Source organism: Amycolatopsis ponsaeliensis (genome assembly GCF_030182635.1).
Classification (GTDB): domain Bacteria; phylum Actinomycetota; class Actinomycetes; order Mycobacteriales; family Pseudonocardiaceae; genus Amycolatopsis; species Amycolatopsis ponsaeliensis.
The window spans coordinates 268,893-290,119 of record NZ_JAPZLD010000008.1 but is presented as its reverse complement, the minus strand read 5'-3'; the positions used below and the strand labels follow the sequence as shown (position 1 = coordinate 290,119).

The 21,227-nt window shown below is 68.2% G+C and carries 12 protein-coding genes and 1 pseudogene; 4 read left to right on the top strand and 9 right to left on the bottom strand.

Going from position 1 to position 21,227, the window contains the following annotated elements:
• Positions 1–358: 358 nt before the first annotated feature.
• Together QQ657_RS15075 and QQ657_RS15070 are read left to right on the top strand one after the other, a co-directional pair.
• On the top strand, positions 359–1,045 hold the full coding sequence (locus tag QQ657_RS15075; protein WP_284742748.1) for an LppX_LprAFG lipoprotein: 687 nt from the start codon (positions 359–361) through the stop codon (positions 1,043–1,045).
• On the top strand, positions 1,042–2,583 hold the full coding sequence (locus QQ657_RS15070) for an MFS transporter (RefSeq protein ID WP_284742747.1): 1,542 nt from the start codon (positions 1,042–1,044) through the stop codon (positions 2,581–2,583). The genes QQ657_RS15075 and QQ657_RS15070 overlap by 4 nt, the downstream gene beginning before the upstream one ends.
• A gap of 176 nt (positions 2,584–2,759) precedes the next feature.
• On the opposite strand, the pseudogene QQ657_RS15065 reads toward QQ657_RS15070, so the two are convergent.
• Positions 2,760–3,272, bottom strand: a pseudogene (locus QQ657_RS15065) (cytochrome P450); the annotation flags it as partial.
• A 782-nt stretch (positions 3,273–4,054) separates the two neighbouring features.
• On the opposite strand from QQ657_RS15065, the gene QQ657_RS15060 reads away from it, so the two are divergent.
• The gene (locus QQ657_RS15060) at positions 4,055–5,932 is read left to right on the top strand and encodes a recombinase family protein (protein WP_284742746.1); all 1,878 of its coding nucleotides are present in this window, start codon (positions 4,055–4,057) and stop codon (positions 5,930–5,932) included.
• Here the strand turns inward: QQ657_RS15060 and QQ657_RS15055 are convergent.
• The 8 genes from QQ657_RS15055 to QQ657_RS15020 form a co-directional block, all read right to left on the bottom strand.
• Positions 5,890–8,490: an ATP-binding protein gene (locus QQ657_RS15055; protein WP_284742745.1), complete on the bottom strand. Its 2,601-nt coding sequence runs from the start codon at positions 8,488–8,490 to the stop codon at positions 5,890–5,892. The two genes, QQ657_RS15060 and QQ657_RS15055, sit on opposite strands and share 43 nt — an antisense overlap.
• 226 nt (positions 8,491–8,716) lie before the next feature.
• Positions 8,717–9,019 carry a hypothetical protein gene (locus QQ657_RS15050; RefSeq protein ID WP_284742744.1) on the bottom strand — a complete coding sequence of 101 codons (303 nt, stop codon included), beginning with the start codon at positions 9,017–9,019 and terminating at the stop codon, positions 8,717–8,719.
• Between the two features lie 220 nt (positions 9,020–9,239).
• Positions 9,240–9,815 (bottom strand): hypothetical protein, encoded by a 576-nt coding sequence (locus tag QQ657_RS15045; protein ID WP_284742743.1) that lies wholly within the window; start codon positions 9,813–9,815, stop codon positions 9,240–9,242.
• Between the two features lie 86 nt (positions 9,816–9,901).
• Positions 9,902–10,936, bottom strand: a complete 1,035-nt coding sequence (locus QQ657_RS15040) for a hypothetical protein (RefSeq protein WP_284742742.1) — start codon at positions 10,934–10,936, stop codon at positions 9,902–9,904.
• Between the two features lie 40 nt (positions 10,937–10,976).
• A complete protein-coding gene (locus tag QQ657_RS15035; protein WP_284742741.1) occupies positions 10,977–12,035 on the bottom strand; it encodes a hypothetical protein in 1,059 nt (352 codons plus the stop codon).
• Entirely contained in the window at positions 12,032–16,447 is a 4,416-nt protein-coding gene (locus QQ657_RS15030) for a coiled-coil domain-containing protein (protein WP_284742740.1), read from the bottom strand. Before QQ657_RS15030 ends, QQ657_RS15035 begins: the two co-directional genes overlap by 4 nt.
• A complete protein-coding gene (locus tag QQ657_RS15025; RefSeq protein ID WP_284742739.1) occupies positions 16,444–17,211 on the bottom strand; it encodes a hypothetical protein in 768 nt (255 codons plus the stop codon). The genes QQ657_RS15030 and QQ657_RS15025 overlap by 4 nt, the downstream gene beginning before the upstream one ends.
• Entirely contained in the window at positions 17,208–18,737 is a 1,530-nt protein-coding gene (locus QQ657_RS15020; RefSeq protein WP_284742738.1) for a hypothetical protein, read from the bottom strand. Before QQ657_RS15020 ends, QQ657_RS15025 begins: the two co-directional genes overlap by 4 nt.
• A 1,150-nt stretch (positions 18,738–19,887) precedes the next feature.
• Between QQ657_RS15020 and QQ657_RS15015 the strand changes: the two genes are divergently transcribed.
• On the top strand, positions 19,888–21,207 hold the full coding sequence (locus QQ657_RS15015) for a recombinase family protein (protein WP_284742737.1): 1,320 nt from the start codon (positions 19,888–19,890) through the stop codon (positions 21,205–21,207).
• The last annotated feature ends 20 nt before the right edge of the window (positions 21,208–21,227 follow it).

Below are 21,227 nucleotides of genomic sequence, written 5' to 3'. Positions count from 1 at the left end.
GTGGTGGGGGGGGTGTGGCGCGTCCGGGCGCGCGGGGCGGGGGGGGGGGGGGGGGGGGTGGGGGGGGGGGGCGGGGGGGGGGCCGGGCCCCCCCCCCCCCCCACCACGCGCGAGAGGGGGTGAGCGCGATGCGGGTGTGGGAAACGAGTGTCAGCAAGCCTTGAGGATCTACGGCATGGCGGATTCGAGAAAGCATCCGGTCGAGCTCCTTTCACCGCATTGCGTCCTTTGCAGCACATTGCCGTTCTCCTGCGGAGGGCCGGTTCCGTTGGGAAAACCCTGAATCCGCGGAAAGTCACTCCATTACGATCACGAGGCGGTTTGTCCCGGGGTGCGGCTCCTGATCTAGGGTGGACGCATGATTCTGCGGCGTACCCTGCTCGCGGCGATGGCCCTGGGCGCGGCGATCGTCACCGGCTGTTCCTCCTCCGGCGGCGGCGGCGCGTCGCTGCCCGACGCCGCTGCCCTGCTCAAGGACAGCGCGCAGGCGGCGGGCGGCGTCACCAGCACGCACTTCACGCTGAAGGTCAACGGCACCGTGCCAGGCCTGAGCGTGCACAGCCTCGACGGTGACCTGACCAAGGCCAACGGCGGTGGCGCGAAGGGCACCGGCACGCTGGAGCTGTTGGGCCAGGTCGTCGACGCCCAGTTCGTCCTGGTGAACGGCTCGCTGTACATCAAGGGGCCCACCGGCGGGTTCCAGCAGATCCCCGCGGCGCTGAGCTCCTCGATCTACGACCCGTCCGCGATCCTCGACCCGCAGCGCGGCATCCCCAAGGTGCTGTCCGCGGTCCAGGGCCCGAAGACGGACGGGAAGGAAGACGTCGACGGCACCCCGACGTACCGCGTCACCGGGACGGTGCCGAAGGACGCGCTGGCCGCCCTGGTGCCGGGGGTGTCCTCGGACGCGAACGCCACCCTCTGGCTCCGCCAGGACGGCGGCCACCTGCCGGTCAAGGCTTCGCTGGGCTACCAGGGCGGCGCCAGCGTGGACGTCACACTGTCCGCCGTGGACAAGCCGGTCACCGTGACCGCACCGGCGTGACCGAGCCGATCGGCCCGCGCGGCGGCCGCGCGCTCGCGGTCGGTGCCGGCGGTCTCGCCGTGTTGCTCGGCGCGCTGGACACCTATGTCGTGGTCGGGCTGTTGCGGCAGATCATCGACGACCTGAGCATCCCGGTGAACCGGCTGGAGATCGTCACGCCGGTCATCACCGGCTACCTGCTCGGCTACGTCGCCGCGATGCCGCTGCTCGGCCAGTCCTCCGACCGGTTCGGCCGCAAGCTGCTGCTGCAGGCCTGCCTCGGCGGTTTCCTCGCCGGGTCGGTCGTCACCGCGCTGGCCGGCACGGTGCCGGTACTGGTCGTGGGCCGGGTGATCCAGGGGACCGCCGGGGGTGCACTGCTTCCGGTGACCCTCGCACTGGCCGCGGATCTGTGGCCGGGGAACCGCCGCTCCGCCGTGCTGGGGGCCGTCGGCGCCGCCCAGGAGCTCGGCAGCGTGCTCGGACCGCTCTACGGCATCGGGCTGGCCGCCGTGACCGGCTGGCGCGGCGTGTTCTGGGTGAACGTCCCGCTGACCCTGCTGGCCGCCGTCGCGGTGCAGGTTTCCGTGCGCGGCACGAAACCTGCCGTGCGGCCGCGCGTGGACCTCGGCGGTGCCCTGCTGCTGGCGCTCACGCTCGCGTCGCTCGTCGTCGGCCTGGACAACCCGAACCCGCGCGAGCAGGTGCTGCCGCCGTGGGGAGTGCCGTTCCTGATCGGCGCCGGGCTCAGCCTGGTCGCGTTCCTCTGGTGGGAGTCACGCGCCGAGGTCCGGCTCATCGACACGGCAACCGTGTCGCTGCGGCCGTTCCTCACCGCGCTTGGGACGAGCGTCGCCGCGGGGGCGGCGTTGATGATCACGCTGGTCGACGTCGACCTGTTCGCGCAGACATTGCTCGGCCGCGACGACGGCGGCAGTGTCGAGCTCCTCCTGAGGTTCTTGGTCGCGCTGCCGGTCGGTGCGCTGCTCGGCGGGGTGCTCGCCACGCGGATCGGCGAACGCTGGATCGCCGGCGCCGGGATGCTGATCGCGGCCGGCGGCTACCTGCTGATGTCCCGCTGGCCCGCCGACGTTCTCGCGGCCAAGTCCGTGCTGGGGCTGCCGCGCCTGGACGTCGACCTGGCGCTGGCCGGACTGGGGCTCGGCCTGGTCATCGCCCCGCTTTCGGCCGTCGCGCTGCGTGCCGTGCCGCCCGCTCAGCACGGCGTCGCGTCGGCCGCGGTCGTGGTCGCGCGGATGACCGGCATGCTGGTCGGCGTCGCCGCCGTGTCCGCCTTCGGCCTGCACTACTTCCACACGTTGACCGCGTCGCTGAACCCGCCGATCCGGATCCTGTTCCCGTCCGCGCCGGCCTACGACCGAGCACTCGCCGACTACCTCGGCGCGGTCCGCGAGGCGCTGCTGACCGAATACCGCGCGATCTTCCTGATCACGTCCGCGGTTTGCCTGGCAGGAGCGGCCGCCGCCGTTTCCATCGGTGGCCGGACGCCCCGGACTGTCGTGAGCAGTGAGCCGGACCGGGCACCCACGGCACGTTGATCAAGCGTCTGGCCCTCCCACCGAAGCCGTCGCGGCAGCGCTCAACGCTCCAGCATCGCCGGAGCGCGCCACATGCCGTACATGTCCACCTATGGCGCGCAGAAGGCCGCAATCGAGTCCTACACCAGGTCGTGGGCATGCCACCGGCCTTCATCTTGGCTTTGGCAGTTCGTCCGCTACCAGCTCACCGGGAGCCGGTAGAGGCCATAGATGTTCGCGTCGTCCGTGAACGGCAGGTCGTCGACGTCCGCGGCCAGGGCCAGCGTCGGGATCCGCTGGAACAGCGTGTCGAAGACGATCTGCCGTTCCATCCGGGCCAGGTTCTGGCCGAGGCATTGGTGCGGCCCGAACCCGAACGCGACGTGGTGGCGCGCGCCGCGTTCGATGTCGAGCTCGTCCGGGTTCTCGAACGCCCGCGGGTCCCGGTTGGCCGAATAACCGAGCGCCAGCACGCCGTCGCCGGCGCGGATCAGCTGCCCGCCGACCTCGATGTCCTCGACGCACAGCCGAGCCGTCGCCACGTCGATGATCGTGAAGTACCGCAACACCTCCTCGACCGCGTCGAGTGTCTTGCCCGGGTCGGCCTTGATCATCGCGAGCTGCTCCGGATTGCTCAGGAACGCCACGGTCGACAGCGAGATCATGTTCGCCGTCGTCTCGCGACCGGCCACGAGCAGCAGCAAGCCCATCGAGCATTGTCTATCGGCGGCTCGAACCCTGCGGTCGCCAACTTGGATCATGCCCACCTCGATGGGGCCCCAGGACCAATGACCTGGGCCCCCATGGCCCGGTCAGTCAGGAGAACGCGTTGTGCTGCCAGTCGGATTTATCTGGCGATCGCTCGGTGACAGCAAACTGAGACAACGATGTCGAAAGTGCCCCTACGGGAAGGAACAGAAGCCTGCGACCTGCAATGGCGCGCCTTTAGGCTGGTCAAGTCAGATTTTGCACTTCCCTGATACGGAAGAGTTACCCGGGTCACGATACCTCCTCGCGCCGCCCGAACACGCAGGTCAGAGGCCCAGACCATCGCCACGGAGCAAGGGCTTCATTGTCCGGATGGCGACGAAACGGCGATGGGTCAGATGACCTTTACAACTTGATGTCGTGATGTCTCCTTGCTGCTTCCCAGGCGGAGTTGGTCGGCGAGACACGCATCGTCGAAGTCGACCTGAGCGGGTACTTCCGCTCTTGCCGCTACGACGGTGTCGTGGACGATCCGTGCACACCGACCAGGCCCTGGGGCGGACATGACGACTCCTCCGAATACCTCTCCGCGATCAAGCGCAGCACCGCGCCGTTCACGACCGCCCGCGCGCCAAGACGCCGTCGGTGTTCGCCCTCTACCTGGTCGTCAGCGCCACGACGTCGCACCCACGGTGTTGCTGCCGACGTCCCCGCCGCAGCTGACGCTGGGTGCCGCTGGTGCACTGCTGCGGCTGCTGCTCGACGCGGACAAGGCGGCCTGATCATGCGGTTCGCGTTCTACGGCCGGGTCTCCACCGAAGACCAGCAGGACCCGGAGGCATCCCGGAACTGGCAACTCGCCCGAGCGAAAGCTCTGGTCGACAAGCACGGCGAGATCGTCGCCGAATTCTTCGACATCGGGCAGTCCCGCTCGATTCCCTGGAAGCGCCGACCTGAGGCGATCCGGTTGCTGGCGGCGATGCGCGACGCCGACCGCGGGTTCGACGCCGTCGTCATCGGCGAACCCCAGCGCGCCTTCTACGGCAACCAGTACGGCCTGACCTTTCCCGTGCTGGTCCACTACGGCGTCGGACTGTGGGTGCCCGAGGTAGGCGGTGCGATCGAGCCGGAGTCCGAAGCCCACGACCTCGTCATGTCCGTCTTCGGCGGGATGAGCAAAGGCGAACGCAACCGGATCAAGATCCGCGTCCGCGCCGCCATGGCCGCCCAAGCATCCGTCGAAGGCCGCTTCCTCGGCGGCCGACCACCCTACGGCTATCAGCTCGCCGACGCCGGACCACACCCCAACCCGGCCAAAGCCGCTGAAGGCAAACGGTTGCATCGGCTCGAACCCGACCCCGCCACCGCGCCGGTCGTGCAGCGCATCTACGCCGAGTACATCGCCGGCCGCGGGAAGTACGCCATCGCCGAAGCCCTCACTCAGGACGGCATCCTCTCCCCCTCGAGCAACGACCCTGCCCGAAACCGGCACCGCACCGGCGTCGCGTGGGCCAAGGGCGCGGTCGGGGTCATCCTGACCAACCCCCGCTACACCGGACGGCAGGTCTGGAACAAGCAACGCAAAGACGAGGTCCTCATCGACGTTGAGGACGTCGGGCTCGGCCACGAAACCAAGATGCGTTGGAACGCCCGCGACAAGTGGATCTTCTCCGAACAGATCGTCCACGAACCGATCATCGACGTCGACACCTTCCAACAGGCCCAGGAGATCACCGCCGCCAAGGGCGCCGGCCGCAAGACCCGCGAACGGACCCGCACCCGCCACCCCTACGTCCTCAGCGGCCTCCTGCACTGCGGGGTCTGCAGCCGCCGGATGCAGGGCCAGCGCAACCACGAACGGCCGTTCTACCGCTGCCGCTACCCCACCGAATACGGCCTGGCGAACAAGACCGAACACCCCCGCAACGTCTACCTGGCCGAACGCGATCTCCTCGGTCCCATCGACGCCTGGCTCGCGATCAGCTTCGCCCCGCACCGGCTGCACGACACCATCGACGCCCTCTACGCCGCACAGCCAGACCTCGGCTTCGATCCCGCCGCCGCGGCTGCCGAGAAGGTCATCGCCGATTGCGATCGCGCGCTCGAGCGACACCGCGCCGCGCTCGAAGCCGGAGCCGACGTGCAACTGGTCACCGGATGGATCACCGAGACCCAGGCTCGACGGGCTGAAGCGAAGGGACGCGTCAGTGTGCGGCCGAAGCAAGAGCGGCTGACCAAAGACCAGATCCGCGATCTCATCGAGCGGCTGGGTGACATCAGGAAGGTGCTGAGCGCGGCCGACCCGATCCGCAAACGGGAGGTCTACCGCCAGCTCCAGCTGCAGGCCACCTACCACCCCGGTAAACGACAAGTGCGGATCGAGGCTAATCTCGATCCGCACATGTGGGGTTATGGTAAGTGTCCGAGGGGGGACTTGAACCCCCATACGTGGGATATCTCCCGTGTTCGGGGAGATCATGCACTCACTGTAGCGCAGAGTGACCGCCCTTGCACGTCGCAACCTGAAACTCTCAGTCAGCGACCCACTACGGCGAATCGCAGATTCGTCATCGTGCGCTCATCAGCCAACTGTTTCGGCGTCGCGATTCACACGGCCATTCAGAACTCTCGCGCTCTCGCCTCCATGAGGCGCGTCAGTTGACGACGAAGGTGCTCCGCGTCGGACAACCGTACCTGAGCCTGATACTGCTCGAGCGCCTCACCCCAGACCTGATCTGCCTCGGCTCGCCGTCCCAAGGCGACCAGGGAGTGCCCAAGTGAACCGAGCGTGTTGGCGACCTCGTGCGTATGTCCGAGGCCGCGGAACAGCACCAGAGCTTCCGCGTAGCGTTCGGCCGCCTCGGCATGGCGACCGGTGAGCTGGGCGATTCCCGCCAAGCTCGACAACGCTCCGGCCAGGCCGTCGATATCTTGGTGGCCGTGGAAGAGGGCAATCGCCTCTTCGCAAGCGCGCCGCCCACGATCGTGGTCGCCGAGTTGTGCCGTGTACCAGCCGATCGCGTTGAGCGCATCAGCCTCGTGGAGTGGAAGACCGAGGTCAGTGAACAGTTTCCGGGCACGTCTGGCGTGCTCCAGAGCACGTCGAAGGTCACCGGCGCGTTCCCAGTTCACCGCGAGGGCATAGTGCGCGTGCCCCTGCTCGGCAACGTCACCGGCCGCTTCCGCGAGGCGGAGTACTCGCTGCTGCTGCTCCTGTCCATCGCCGTACCGTTCGGCGAAAGTGTACGCGTTGCCGAGATTTCGCCGCGCCAGGGCGATCACTGCCGGTTCAGCGAGCTCCTCGGCCGCCTGGACGCCGGCCTCCCACGCCTCGACCTGGTCATGACGGTGCCCCTGCCGGTAGTGGAAGGTGGACAGACACCAGGCCAGTTGCCACACAGGCTCGCGCCACGCGTATGCGGCGGCGACGCGCTGAGCGGCGAGCGCACCGGTCCGCTCGGCGTGAAACCAGGCCAATGCGGCCGCGCGATCAGGCAGCTGCTGTGGCCGGCTGCCGGTGACAGGGCGTCCCAGGCCGAACGGGGAAGCGCTGCTCCGCAACCGCTTGTCCGCCTCATAGGCGGTGTGCAGGTAGAAATCGACGACTCGTCGGCACGCGACCTCTCGCTCTTCGGCCGCACATTCGTCCACGGCGTACTCACGTACCCGGTCGTGCATGCGGTAGCGACCGGAGCCGTCCTGCGTCACCAGCGACGCTTGCTCCAGCCGCCGCAGCCTTTTCCTGACCTCGGCTACGGACAGGCCGACCAAGCCCGCCGCCGCGGGCAGGCCGATGTCCGGACCGGGCGCCACGCCGAGCAACCTGAACACTTCGACTTCGTCTTTGGCCAATGCAGCCGTGGACCAGGACAAGACTCCGCGCAGGCTCGCCCGGGAGTCGTCGTTGTCCAGAGCGTCCAAACCCAGATCGTCGATCTCGGCGGCCAGCGAAGCCAGCGGAAGATGCGGCCGTGCCTGCGCGCCGCCGGCCACGATGCTCAAAGCCAACGGAAGACCGCCGCAGTAGCCGAGCAACCGTTCGACGGCTGCTTGCTCGGCTTCCGCTCGCGCCGTTCCCAGCCGCTCGATGAACAGGTTACGAGAATCCGCTGCCGAGAGGGTTCCCAGCGGGACATGAGTGACGCGGTGCCTGGCTAGCAAGCCGGTCAGGTGCTTGCGGCTGGTTACGATCACGGTGCAGGTCGGGGTGTTCGGCAGGAGGGCTTCGACATGTGCGCTGTCGAAGGCGTTGTCCAGCACGATCAGCATCCGCTTGCCCTTGACCAGCGCACGATAGCGAGCGGCCTGGGCGTGGAGATCAACCGGCAGATCGGCAGGCTCTTCACCGAGAGCATCGAGGAAGCCGCGAACCGCGGCCGCTACAGGCAGAGGTTGTTCGTCCGGACTGTAGCCTCGAAGGTCGACGAACAGCTGACCATCGGGGAAACGACCCAGGTTCCGATAGGCCCAGTGTAACGCCAGCCAGGTCTTCCCGATTCCGCCGATACCCGCGAATGCGAAGATCAGGGCGCCGACGGCGGGATCCCCGCCGTCGGCCTCCAAGCCTCCGAGAACCGCGAGCTCGGCTTGCCGGCCGGCCATTCTCTGCGGTAGAGGCGGGAGCTGGCAGGGAACCGCTCCCCTCGTCCGGTCATCGGATCGCATAGAGACAGCCGGATAGGGTGAGTCCGGCAGGCTCACCCAGCCGGTCGTGTTCGTTTCCTTCACGACCACGCTCACCGGTCTGAACGTCGCCGAATCGATCCGGCGACTGTGCCGCACGACTTCGTCGAAGAACCACGAGGACGTGATCAGCGCGAGAATCCCGGGCGACTCGGCGAGTGCTTTCTTCAACGAGGGCGAATCGAGGAGCCGGAAAGCCAGAATCACGGACGGTGCCGTCACCCCGTGATCGTCGTAAGCAACTTCGCCGGCGTGCAAGCCCATCCGCAGCCTGATCCGCTCCTCTTCCGGGCAGGACGCGTTGTACCGGCGTAATGCAGTCGCGAGCGCGCCAGGAAGTTCTTCGAGAAAAACCGCCTTCGGCATCTCTGCCGGCGCAAGAAAGAACACGCCGTCACCACAGTCGTCGACGTGGCAGTCGTCCCACGGAATACTCACGTCGTCGAATGCCGTTCGCAGCGCCTGGTACAGCCCGGCACGCACTGCCAGCCGATGAGGCGTCGTTCTCCGCGGGCTCCCATACCCTTCGACGTCCACGACCACTATCGTTCGGTGACGGGCGAGTCCCCCCACATGCGTCACTACGTCCTCCGCCCCTCCGGATCACGTCATCTTATTCACAGGAGATGGTGCACGTGCGACTGGCGGCGTCGGCGTTCTTGATGACGACGACCTCGCGGCCGTTGGTCGGGAACGAGTTGCCGTTCGGCGACGCGGCGGCGTCGTCGGCGCGGTCTTGGGCCTGCCTGACGCGTCACAGGAATCAGCTACGGACCAACAGACAGCGCGGCGGCGGATCGCATTGTCCGGGTTGGCCATGGGCTGTGACGGTCGTCACCACGCAGATAGGGTCAAGACCAGCGACGTCGTACTCATCATCGTTGTCCAGGTCGCAGCCGACCAAGTCGACGCGGTCGCGCCGCGGGACGGCGTAGACAGCGATCGGCGAGCCGGCAGCGGTGCAGTGCGGGCAAACTGCGGCGGTCAGCCGCCCACAGCGCAGCGAGCACACGGCACCGCCGTACATCTCCACCATCGTGCTGACCTGCTCGACGGGTGCCAGCACGTACACAATGTCCGCCCTTGGTGTTCCGCATAACTGGCACGGGTCCTCGGTGCGCATGCGTCCTGCCCTGGGGGCGGGGATCCCCGGCCTCGCCTCCCGATGACACGGTCACCGCGGCCGCGGCCTCCGTCGGACCGTACTCGTTCACCGCCCCATCCCCCTCCGCGTACAGTGCCGCGCCCGGGCCTGCGACAGCTGCGCGCCGGCGCCGAACGTCGAGTCAGCTCACAGAGCCGAGCAAACCCACCCTCCCCAGCAGGGCAGAGACCTGTTCGGTCGCGAGCGTCATCGACTCAGGACCACGCAGGTCTCCGTCCGCGTGCGGGTGGAGGCCGAGTATCGTGGCTTCGGCTTGCTGAGGCACCGATTCGATCGCGCCGCGCAAAAGGTCCTGGGCCGCGGCCAGGAGATCAGTACCCCAACGCTCTACCGCCTCGTCACCGGTATCGATTTCCTCCGCCCCTTCGGTTCCGGTGAGCACCCCGTCCTCGACGAGGAGATCCAGGCTGGATTCCAGCCAGGGTTTCCCGTCTCCCAGCCGCACCCGCCGGGTGACCGGGTCGTACTCCACCCGCACGCACTGCTCGGCCCGACGCAGAAGCAGATCCTCCAAACCGCCGTCCCACGTCGATCGCTCCAGCTCGACCCAGCCCGCGCCGGACAGCGTCGAGCCCACGACGTCGAGGACCGAGTCCGCGTACTCGGCGAACCCTGTCGCCGCATACAGCTGCAGATACGCCTCGGCAACTTCACCCTGGTCGATCAAGGCGCCGGACGTCTGGCCGGCTTCGATCAACGGCGACAACAGAGAGTCGAGCTCGGGCTCGACCGTTTCGGCGCAGCCTCCGCGATGGCACCAGTCCGGCCCTGGGCAGGAAAGCGTCACCCGGTGCGCACAGCGTCGATCACATCCGTCCCCGCTCGGGACCGGGTGACGCACAGCAGATGGCTGTGGAGTGGACCCGGATATCCCGACAGGCCTTCGTGAGCGTGGAACGCGCCACCGGAAACGTAGAGAATCAAGCCGCTGCCGCTATCGTGCGCCCAGCCCGCGAGGGCGGCTCGGGCAGTGACCAGCACTCCTGCGTCCGAAGTCGGATCCCACGCGTCGAGCCGCCACCGTCGGCTGAACCGCCAGTCCCCGGCCACCGCGAGGGCTTGCGCTGTCACCTCGGGCGAGTCGTCAATCACCCGGACACCGCCGAGGGTCACGCACGTGGCCAGCAGCTCACTGGCGATCCCCGGATCGTGTGTTGCCGGCACGGGCCCGGTTCGCTGCCGGGGCCACCAGCACGTCTCATCGGGAACGAGCGCTTCGTTGGCTGCCGCGTCAAGATGCAGCTCACCGAGTACTCCCTCGGCGCCAACCGTGCCCAGGGCAGCATGCAGCACCATTTCGAGCTCGCCGATTCCACCGGCGAGCACCGGAACATCGGGCCGATCTTCGCCGTCGGTGGGCAGCTGGATGGAGACGTCACCGAGCTCGGGGAAGCTGGCGATCGTCAACGAGACCGATGGCGGCTCGACCTCGGCGCCGGTCGAGGGCATGGGACGGCCGTCGCGGTCGATCGTGGGAATCCATGACGGCCGGTGCTCGTGCCGGCGTTTGATCCGCTCGAGCTCGTCGAGCAGTTCGCCCTTGGTGGGGTACGACCGCAGGAACCCTGTGGCAGCCGGGCGGACCAGCTCGGCCAGCTCGGCCTTGGACAGCTCCTCGGGGTGCTCGGGGATGTCGATGACCACCTCGGGCTTGGCCACCGCAGCAAGCTGCGCCTCGATCGCAGTGGCGAACCGGGCGGCGAAGTCTCCCCGGGTCGTCTCGAACGCGATCCTCGCAGGCTCAACGTCGATGTCGGCGCCCGCGAGGGTCAAGAGCATCGTCTCCAACAAGGCGTTCTGCGTCACCGGGCTCAGCATCGGCTCAACATACTTGATCAGCGAGTCGCCGGAGACCGGGTCAGGTGAATCGGACGGCAGTTTTCAGCAAGTCGGGATTCGCGCGGAGTTCGTTCAGTCCGACCGTTTCCTGGGGGATCCGCGCGCGCTGGTGGAGCAAGTCCGTTACGGCCTCGTGCATGTCTTCAGGGAGCCAGGCGGTCAGTGCGGAGACATCGATCGACCCGCGGCTGGATTTGTCCGGCCGGGCGGTGCCGTGATCGAGCAGCCGGCGGTAGAGCGACTCGGCCGGGCGCACTGGGGGCAATCCCAAGCGCGCCGCGGTCGCCGCCGCGCCACAAGCTGCTCTGAGCCCGGCGACGTCGAGATCGCCGAAGTAGTACAGCTCGTGTGGCTGCGGTTGCAACAGCTCGACCGCGGCGATCCCGACCGGGATCTGGTTTCCGCTTCCCCAGCCGAGGTGCAGGGCCGGTCGGCTCGCCGGGTCCAGGCTGCGGGCGATGGTGAGCAGAGACTGGAATGTCGCGTTGTTCTCGGCAACCAGCAGCCGGACAGGTCCGACGCCCGGAACGAACTGGGACGGGAACAGCAACGGTGGCGGGAAGCAGGCCAGCAGGTCCAGGGTGAGCGCTCCCGACGTGAAAAGCCGGTTCGGCAGCAGGGAACCCAGCATCTTCTCGTCGTCGAGCAGCTCCAGCGAGCGTTCTTCGATCGGCACACGTTCGGGATGCGGGTTCTCCCGCAGCCAGTTCGCAACCCGGTCAAGTATGTCGAACTCGTCAGGTCGCTGGGCAACCGCAGCCGCGGCGGCCAGGGCCTCCGGCCACACTCGTTCGGTGCCGGCTGGTTGGGGTTTGGTTGCGGCGGTTGGCTTTCGCACCCAGCGCGGCAGGGTCGGGCGGGCGCGGTCGTCCCAGCCAGCCGCCGTTTTCGGTACCACGATCAATCCGTTGTCGGTCAACTGCTGCACCGCGTCGGCAATCTTGTGGCGTGCGGCGGGATCCCCGACCAGCGAAGGACAGCTGGTAGTCGCTGCGCGCATCAGGTCGGACATCTCGATCCGCTGTTGTGTCTGCCCGGCAATCCAGGTGGCGAGCAAGCCGGGCAATGCGACCGTCATCGGGCTGCCTCAGGCGGTCGCTCCGTGTGGGCCACTCGCACGCCTTCCACTGACCGGGTGTCGGCATCGCCGTTCTCTTCCCCGACGATGTAACGGCGGTTCCGGGTCCGTCCCGGCCGGTTGTCCAGCCGGATCACCGTGGGGAAACGGGACACCGCATCGGGGTCTTTGACCCCGGTCGTGTAGACCAGCTGCACCCGATGGGCCGCAGCAACCGCCCGCTGCAGGGTGACGAGGCTGCCGTGTGAGGCGCGGCCGATGGGATTGTCCAGCAGCAGGACGCCGCCGGATCGGTCACGACGTCCGGCGTTGGCTGCGCGGAGCGCGGCTATGGTGCAGTACAACGCGACGCACACTGTCAGTTTCTCGCCACCGGACCACTTGCCGAGGCGGGTGATGTCCTCGGTGGTGGATACCACATCGAGCGTCGGCTTCAGGACCTTCACCCGGAATCCGGCCGGGCCCGCGGCTTCGTGGACTGCGTCCTTCAGCAGCGGCAGGCCCTCGGCCTTGACCTTGGCCTCGATCCGCCGCTCGATGACGCGGTCGACGTAGGTGCGCAGGTCCGCTTCACTCGCCGGCACTGTGAAGCCGATCCGCAAGACCTGTTTGCCGGACCAGCCGCCCAGGTGAGTGGTGACACGGGAGTACCGCTCGGCCTTGCGCAGCGTTTCCAGAGTGCTCGACACCAGGTGGGTGAGTGAGTCGACGATGATCGCCTGATCCTTGGCGATGCCGGCCAGCTCGCCCTCGATCATCTCCGCGCGCAGCCGCAACTGCCTGATCAACGCGCCTGCCTGCTCGGCAACGACCTCCTCCGGGTCGTGCACCAAGCGGTCCTTGGCGGGTGTGGCGACGGTCTGGAAGCGGCTGCCGATCGCCCGGAGATCACCGACCGCCCTGGTGCGGGCACCAACCTTGACGTTGTGCCGTTCCCGGGTGTCCAGCACGTCCTTCGCCACGGCCGCTTTTCGTGCACGTGCCGCGTCTTCGTCCCCATCGAAGGCCAGCGCGATGCGTTCGCCCGCCTCCGGCAGGCCATCGGCTAGCAGGAGGAACGTGTTTGCGCGTTCTTTGAGCCCGTTCTGCTGCTCCCGGATGGCGGCAAGCTCCTTTTCAGCGGCAATCCGCCGTTCGACGGCGGCCTGCCCGATCCGTTCCTGCTCGGCCGCGAGGGAATCGGCGTGCTCCGCATCATCCGGTTCGGTCGGCAAAGCCCGTCTCGGCGGTTCGAGACGGCGCTGTGTGATGGCCTTCAGTTCCGATTTCCGGTTCTTCGCCTCGGCTTCGGCTCGCCCGAGTGCTGTCAGCGCATCGCTTCCCTTCTGGCGGGCGTCCGCCAGCGCTGAGGCACGGTCCGCGGCTGTCTGGCCACGTCTGGTCAGAAGCAGGGAATCGGCCTGCTCGACGACGCTCCCGTCTGCCTGGGCGAGTGCGGCGTTCACGTCGGCGAGCTGGCCTCGGATCACGCGTTCGCGCTCGGCGAGGACGGATTGCGCCGCCTGCACCGCCCAGGCACGCTCGGCGTCCTCGTACGTCGCGCGCAGGGAATCCAGCAACACAGTCTCGTCGTCCTGGACCTCGAGCACCGCGTCGAGGAACCTGACCGATTCCGCCTCGGCTGTGCGCTGCTCGGCGGCCAGGTTCTCGCTGTTGGCCGCCGCAGCTGCGGTCACGGCGCGCGCCGAGGCCGCCTCCCGTTCGGTCTCGTGGTGATCGGCTTGTTCCATGGCCTGGCTCGATCTGCCGTTGGCCTCTTCCAGGGCCTCACGCCAGGTGCCGGCGGCAGCCACCTTGGGTATCAGGGTGGCGAGCTGCGCGCGCCGCTGGGCAATCTCGGAGAGCGCGGCGGTCGTGTCCGTCTCCAGCTGGGCATCCGCACGTTCGGCGACCTCGAGCGCTTCGAGTTCCGCAAGGACCGCCGACACCGACTCGCCCAGTTCACCTAGCGTGCGATCGAGATCGGCGATCCGCCGCTCCAACGCATCAAGGTGGCCGGCCGGGCAGTCCGCGAGGAACTGCGTCAGGTCCGCAAGCAGCGTCCGGTCGCGGTCACGATCCGTCATCAGCGCCGTACGTTCGCGCTCGTGGTCGGTGATGCGTGCGTGAATGCGGTTGATCGCCGCCTCGGCGACAGCCGTGTCCACGAGACCGCGGTGCAGGCCCGTCCACACAGGGGTGACCGCCGGGACGGGCGAACCGGTCGCCCGGGCAACCCGCGACGCGTCGGCAGCGGTGTACAGGCCGACGAGCGCGGTTGTCGACGCATCGGCTTCCAGCAGGGTGAGGGCAGCATCCTCCGCCTGCTCGGTCGCGACGACGACACCGAGACCGACACGCACGAGATCGGGGTCGCCCAGCAGCTCGCTCAGGCGGGCGTCGGCCACCACGGACAGCAGGTGCGTCCAGCCGGTCTCTGAGGCGATGCCCTGACCGGACAGGATCGTCCGCACGCGATCAGCGTCCAGCGTGGTGGGCAGGAGCCCCGTGCGGGCCTGGGTTTCCGTGGCCCGGCGATCTTCCATTCGCTCGGCTTCATGGCGGACCAGAGCCAGGTCCGCGCCGACGATCTCGTCGGTGAGGCGCCTTGTCAAGGTGTCCGCTTCGGCCCAGATGTCGGCTGGGACATCGCCACTTGCCTCGGTGAGGTCGAGGACCCGCTGGTCGCCGGACAGCGCCGCCGATCGATCCGCGAGTGCACTACGCTCGGCAGCCGCTCGTCCACGGTCGGCGTCGAGCTTGGCGATCTCGCCCGAGAGCTCCGTTCGCCGATCGGCCAGCCTCTGCCGGGCCACCGGGCGTTCCTGCCGCCTGGCCCGGACGTCCGCGAGGGTGGTTTCCTGGGCCTCCCACCGATCGGCCAAGGCCGCGTCGTGAGCACTCGGGTCCGTCGCGGCGTCCGGCAGCGCACCGGCCAGGACGGCCGCTTCGATGTCCGCGGCGAGTGTGTCGAGCTTGGCCTGTGCGCCGGCGGCTTCCTGATCGGCTTTCCGCGCTTCGACGCGGAAGCGTTCGGCTTCGGCATTGTGCTGTCGGGCGCTCTGTTCGGCTTCTCTTTGATCGTCGCGGGCTTGACCGGCCGCCTCCGCGTGTTCGGCAGCGAGGCTCAGCAGGCGAGTTCGCAGACGAGCGGCGTGGTCGTCGTGTTCCCGGCGTTGCGGTGCGGTGCGGGTCCGTTCCTCGGCGGCTTCCCGGGCATTGGCGTCGAGGTCGGTCTCGAGCTTCCGCTTCGCCGCGAGGTGACCGGCGACTTCCCAAGCGGACACAGTCTCGTTGGCCGCATTGACGGCGTCTCGTGAAGCAGCTTCCTCGTGGTCGGCCTCTTCGACCCGGAACCTCGCGCCACGGAGCTGGTACAGATAGAGCAGGTCATAAGCAACGCCTTGCTGCTGATCGGCGACGCTCCTCCGCCGGTCCACTTCACCGGCGCGTTCTCCGAGTGCGTCGGTCTTGATCTGCGCCTCGGACCTGCTCGCCACGAACGCTGCGGCGAGAGCATGAGCCGCATCTTCCGCCCTGCCGAGGGCGTCCTGCGCCGCGAGGACTTCGGCATGCACAACCTCCAGGCGCCCAAGGCCTGTCACGGATTCGAGGCAGAATTCCCGCTCCGCCTTCTTCGCCGGTTTCGTCTGTAGCAAGGAAGCGATGGACGAAAGGCGTTGAGCCACGTTGTCGGCGTCTTCGGGCGCGGCGGTGAGCTCGATGAGCAGATCGATGAACTGCCGGGCCGAGGCGAACTTGAACATGTCCTCGACGCCGCCCTCGACGTGGTTCATCTGCTTCTGCGTGCGGAACAGCTCCGGATCCAGACTGCGGTTGACCAGCGCCGTCGTCCATTCGTGCTGCCGGCTGGTGATGACCAGATCGGCAGCCTGAGGGTGGGCGGCAGCCGCTTCCCGGACAGCGGCGAGGAAGGCGTTCTGTCGGAGTGGCGTCCCGGACTCGTCGGAGAGAGGCAGACGACCGGGCTCCAGAACTCCGGGCACCGCGTAGAAGGCGTAAAATGAGATGTTCAGCTTGTCCCTGGCCTTGTCCGCGTCCGCAGGACGGCGAAGATCCGCCCACTCGTACACCGCTCCGGTGACGAGCACGTGCTCCGCCGCGCCGTCCAGCGTTCCGCTGGTCGCCGGGTGCCAGACCGCGATGGTGTGCGACGTGTCGCCGGTGTCCACGTAGTCGGTGAGGCTGCGCTTGGCGACGCGGCCGAGGAAGTCGTTGGCGTTCGGCAGAACGAGTGCGTAGAACAGGGAGAGCAGGGAAGATTTGCCGCCGCCGTTGCGCAGCCACACGACACTGTCGGCTGGCGTGACCGCGGGGCCGTCCGGCGCGGTGAAGTCGAGCGCGAGGTCGGTGAACCTCGCCGAGCGCTCGCCGACCGAATGCAACCGGAGTTCCGCGAGGTGGTAGGTCAATCGTCCTCCTCGTCGAGTGGCACCGGTGCTACTTCGTTCCGCCGCAAGTGCTCGCCGCGCCCGATCGCGGCGAGGACGGTGTACGCGGGCTCGCTCGCCATGTCCTTGACCTGGATGCGGAACCGCTCGGTCAGGACCCAAGCGCCGCCGCTGGTTTCCGGCCGCGCCATGCCCTGCTCGGCGAGCCAGGCGAGGGTGTTGCGCACCCAGTACAACGTGCACTTCGGTGACAGCCGCCCGGCGCCACGGCCGCGCTCGCCGACCCGGTGCGCCGGCTTCTCGTGGTAAGCACGCCACGCCTCGTCCAAGCCTTCGTCTGGGATCGGCTCACCGGCCGCGTCGCGCCCGCGAAGCCGGTCACACGCGGCCCGCAGCCACTGCTCGAACTCGGTTTCCGGGATGCGCCGGACCCGCTCCTCGTCCAGGTCCGCCGGGCTGGGGTAGGCATAGGCCGCGATGCCGACCAGGACGAGACCGGCGAGCAGGCGGCCATCGCGCGTGGCGGCGTTCGGCAGATCGGCCACCCGGAACGCGAACGGCGATTCCGGGTTGACGCCGAGCACCAGCCCGAAGTCACCGTCCGACAGCACCCGCGTGTCCAGGCCGTGCAGAACCGCGTCCGTGGCGAGGCGGAAGTCCGGCTCTGTCCGGTACCGGCCGAGCACCCGGCGGTACTCGGGACTGCGGCCGGGGCGCTGGTTCGGCTGTAAGGCGAAAGCCAGCAAGGTCCCGAGATCGGTGTGGTCGGCCTGGGTGAGCGTCATCGTCGTCCACCTCGCTCGGTCACGGGTGCCGGGTCGGCATCGCGCAGGGCATCCGGCTGCGCCACCACGATGAGGTCGTCGCCGTCCCAGCCGGTCAGGTCCAGGCGAAGCCCGTCGGCATCGGCGGCGGCCCGCGGACCGAAGATGCTCGCCGCGAGATCGGCCGACTCCGGGCGTCCGGTCTCGGCTTCCTCCGGTGCATAGCACCACAACGCCGCCAGTGCGACGATCTCCGCCGTAGCCTGCCGGTCTGCTGTTTCGCCCGGCGCCGTGAGTGCTTCGGCCAGCAACGCGGAGAGGCGGGCGGGCAGGCCGACGTTGCCCACGACGGCTGCGGCGGCCTCGACGACTTCGGGCACGATCGTCGGCGGGTCAGCGTCGCCGATCTCGTCGGTCTCGGCGCCGGGATCAGTCATGGCCGGCTCACGCACCGACCACAGGTCTTCGACCAGCCGATAGAGCCGCGGCAGTTTCGGTGGTCGCGGGCCGGTGATATCGGACAACCACCGATCCGTGACCTCGAGCGCAACGGCGGTGGGAAGTCCGAGCAACGGGTTCAGTACCTCGACGGCCAGGTCCGGCAGGTAGCCGAGGGCCGGAGGACGGAACGCCTGCCTGTCCTGTTCGTCGAGGAACACGCTGCGGGCCGTGATCACCCGGGCGTGAAGCGCCTGGTGTCTGCGCGCGCACTCGGTGAGCAGCCGCGCGATCCGTGCCGCGGCCGCGGTCACCTGCGCATCCTCCGCTTCAAGTGACTCCCTGACCTTGGCCAGCAACCGGTGTTCGGATTCCAACCTGCCCGCGATGTGGTCCCGCGCCAGTTCGAGCCGCTCGGGTACCTGCTCGGCCCACTCGTCGAGCACCGACCGCAGATCGCGTCGCGTGTCCTTGATCAGCCGGGCCAGGTCCTCCGCGAGCGACACTGACAACAGGCGAGCCCGCACGGCCGCCTTCTCGGCAGCGTCGAACGCACCCTTCGCGAGCTGGCGCTCCAGCATGAGTTCGTTGGCGATCTGCTCGTCTTCGACATCGAATTCGAGACCGCCGACCAGCGCGTTGATCGCGTCCCGGGTCGCGTTGACCACCACTTCCCCGCGGACCGGATCCTCCCGTTCCACCAGCAGCCGGAACTGCACCTGACGCTGCCGGTGTCCGCCGCGATCGGTGTGGTCGCTGATCCGGTAGGTGAACGGCGCTTCCTGCGCAGGCCGGTTCAGCAGCCCGCCGATCGTGAACTCGGCCACCCGCCGGTGTTCCTCGCCAGACCTCCCCGGTGCTGCACGGCGGGCGAGGATTGTCAAGCCGCCGACCAGATCGTCGTAGGTCGCCTCCTCGTCGAATCCCTGCCGCGCGATGACCAGGTCGATCGCGGCGAGCGCGAGGGTCGTGACGTCGTAGCTATCAGCCGGCCAATCCTGCCGACCGGCCGCCAGCACCGCCTCGACGATGGGCCGCGAGCGAAGCAGCGCGGCCACCCTGGCCGGGAATGTCGGATCCGATGGCGGCAGGTCCGCGAGTTCCTCCATCCGTCTCCCCCGTCCGACGCCCCTTCGCGGCCGTCACGCAATCCGGATCAAGCTTCCCCACGAACACGGCTTTGACCGCCGAATGCAGCAATGATCACGACGACAGTTCTCATTCGCATCAATTCCCCTTTGGATCATGGTGCGTGTGCGCTGTCGTCAAGCAGAGCTCCGCTGTTACGTACGGGGCGCCCGCCGTGACCGGATCGTTTCAACTTTTCGCCGAATCGGCCCACCGGAACACACGCCTTGTCTTCCACTCGACGGTGATAGCGGACCGCGAGCCCTACGGCCGCCAAGCAGATCGGTGACACTGAGTAACTTCAGAGCTCGGAGCACATCGGATCGACACTGTGCTGGCGGTTGCTGAACTCCTGGACGAGGAGCGCACCTGCCCGGCTGAGCCGAGGCCCTCAACTGCTTGGAGAGCTAGATGCCTCGCGCCCCATGATTGATGGCCTGCACAACGAGTCCGGTCGAACGGGGGTTCGCTACCCGTAGACCAGCTGTTCCGCGGCCGAGAACCCGATAGCGCTTCCGGCCCACTCCGACGTGCGTGGAGCCGTCGTCCAGCACGACGACCTCGCGGTCAGGTACTCGATCCGGACTGGGATGTCCGACGGGGGTGAAGCGAGGAAAGCCCAGGGTGCCGCTCGCTGTGATGGTGCCGTCCGCGACTTGGGTGGCGGTAAACGACGTGAACTCGGCAGGCTGGATCACGACGACGTCCGCAGTACTCGCTTTGGCCAGCGCGAGGGTCCCGTCGGCGGGCACGCAGTCGGCCCGGTGGTGGCCCGACCGGACCGGGGTCGGGTGGCCCGGTACCGCCCGTTAGCGTCGGTCACTGGCTGGACGTCGCGCTCGCCGCAGAAGTCGCCAGCATAGTAAACGATGCCAACGGCCACACTGCACCAGGAACTGGCGGTCGAGGTGACTCGTCGTGACCAGGGCCAGGTCGTCGACGAGGCCCTTGCCGGCGCTGGACGTTATAGATCGCCCCCGTGCGAGCACTCACTGCGCTGAATGAGCGAATGCTGCCGGACTCACCGTCATACGTCCTCCGAAGAGGCATCCGGTCATCGTGATCCCGAATCGACCACTCGCAGAACCGGCGCCGCCTCCAACCGGGACCGCAGACCTGCTCGCGCAGTGGATGGCCACCGGCAAGCCCACCCGCACTTCTCCCCCACCCGACCACAGCGACGGACTCCAGTTCGCCTTCTACGGCCGAACCTCGACTACCCGCCATCAAGACCGCGTGTCGTCACAAGGCTGGCAGCGTGACATGGCCAACGGCCTCGTCGCCGGCAATGGTCAGATCGTCGCCGCGTACTTCGACGCCGGCACCTCACGCCGCGTCCCATGGACACAACGACCGCACGCCGCGCGGCTCATGGCTGAGATTGCCGAATCAGACAAGACAATCGATGCGATCGTGGTCGGTGAGTACGAGCGCGCGTTCACCGGCTCCCAGTTTGCCACCCTGTACGCCTGGTGCGTCCGGCACGGCGTCCAGCTGTGGCTGCCGGAAACAGGAGGTCCGGTCGATCTCGGCAACCGCGACCATCGGGCGCTGATGTCGCTGCTGGCCACTCAGTCACAGCGCGAAGTGCTCCGTGCCCGCCATCGGGTGCTAGCGGCGATGCACAACCAGGCCACCCAACAGGGCCGCTACCTCGGCGGCCGACCACCCTACGGCTACCAGCTCGTCGACGCCGGCCCGCACCCCAACTCCGCCGACGCACGCTGGGGCAGACGCCTCCAGCGCCTCGCCCCCGATTCCCGAACCGCACCCCACGTCGCCTGGATGTTCCGCCAGCGTCTCGCCGGGCACAGCGTCGCCAGCATCGCCCGGCACCTCAACGAGCGCGGTATCCCCTGTCCGTCCAGCGCCGATCCAGAACGCAACCGGCATCGAACCCGCAGTGCCTGGACCCTACGCACCGTCGCCGTCATCCTGGCGAATCCGCGCTACACCGGTCGCCAGACCTGGAACCGCCGCGCCACCGGCACCGAAGGCCCAGCCTCAACGCCCGCGCTGTCGGCGAAGGCTGCCCATCCGGCGCTGATCACGGAGCAGGACTTTGTCGCCGCGCAGCAAGTCCGGGCGGCGCGCCCCGCCGGCGACGGTCAGACTCGCCGGTTCGCCCTCGCCGGGCTCATCCACTGCGGCGTTTGCAACCGGCGACTGGACTCGCACTGGAACCACGGGCGACCGACGTACCGCTGCCGCCATGGCCACACCAGCACTCAACGCGCGGGCCAGCCGCGGCCGAAGACGCTCTACATTCGCGAAGACCGCCTCGTCGACGAGATCCACGTCCGGCTCGGCGTTCAAGACGGTGACGGCCACGCCACGCTGGAGTCCGCTCGGACACGAAGCAACCGCGTCGCGACAGCGCTACGAGGTTCGGGACAGTTCATCGTCTGCGGCAGCGCCGGATGGCGACTGGAGGAGATCGATTCGAGCTAGGCTAAGATCAGCCCCGCTTC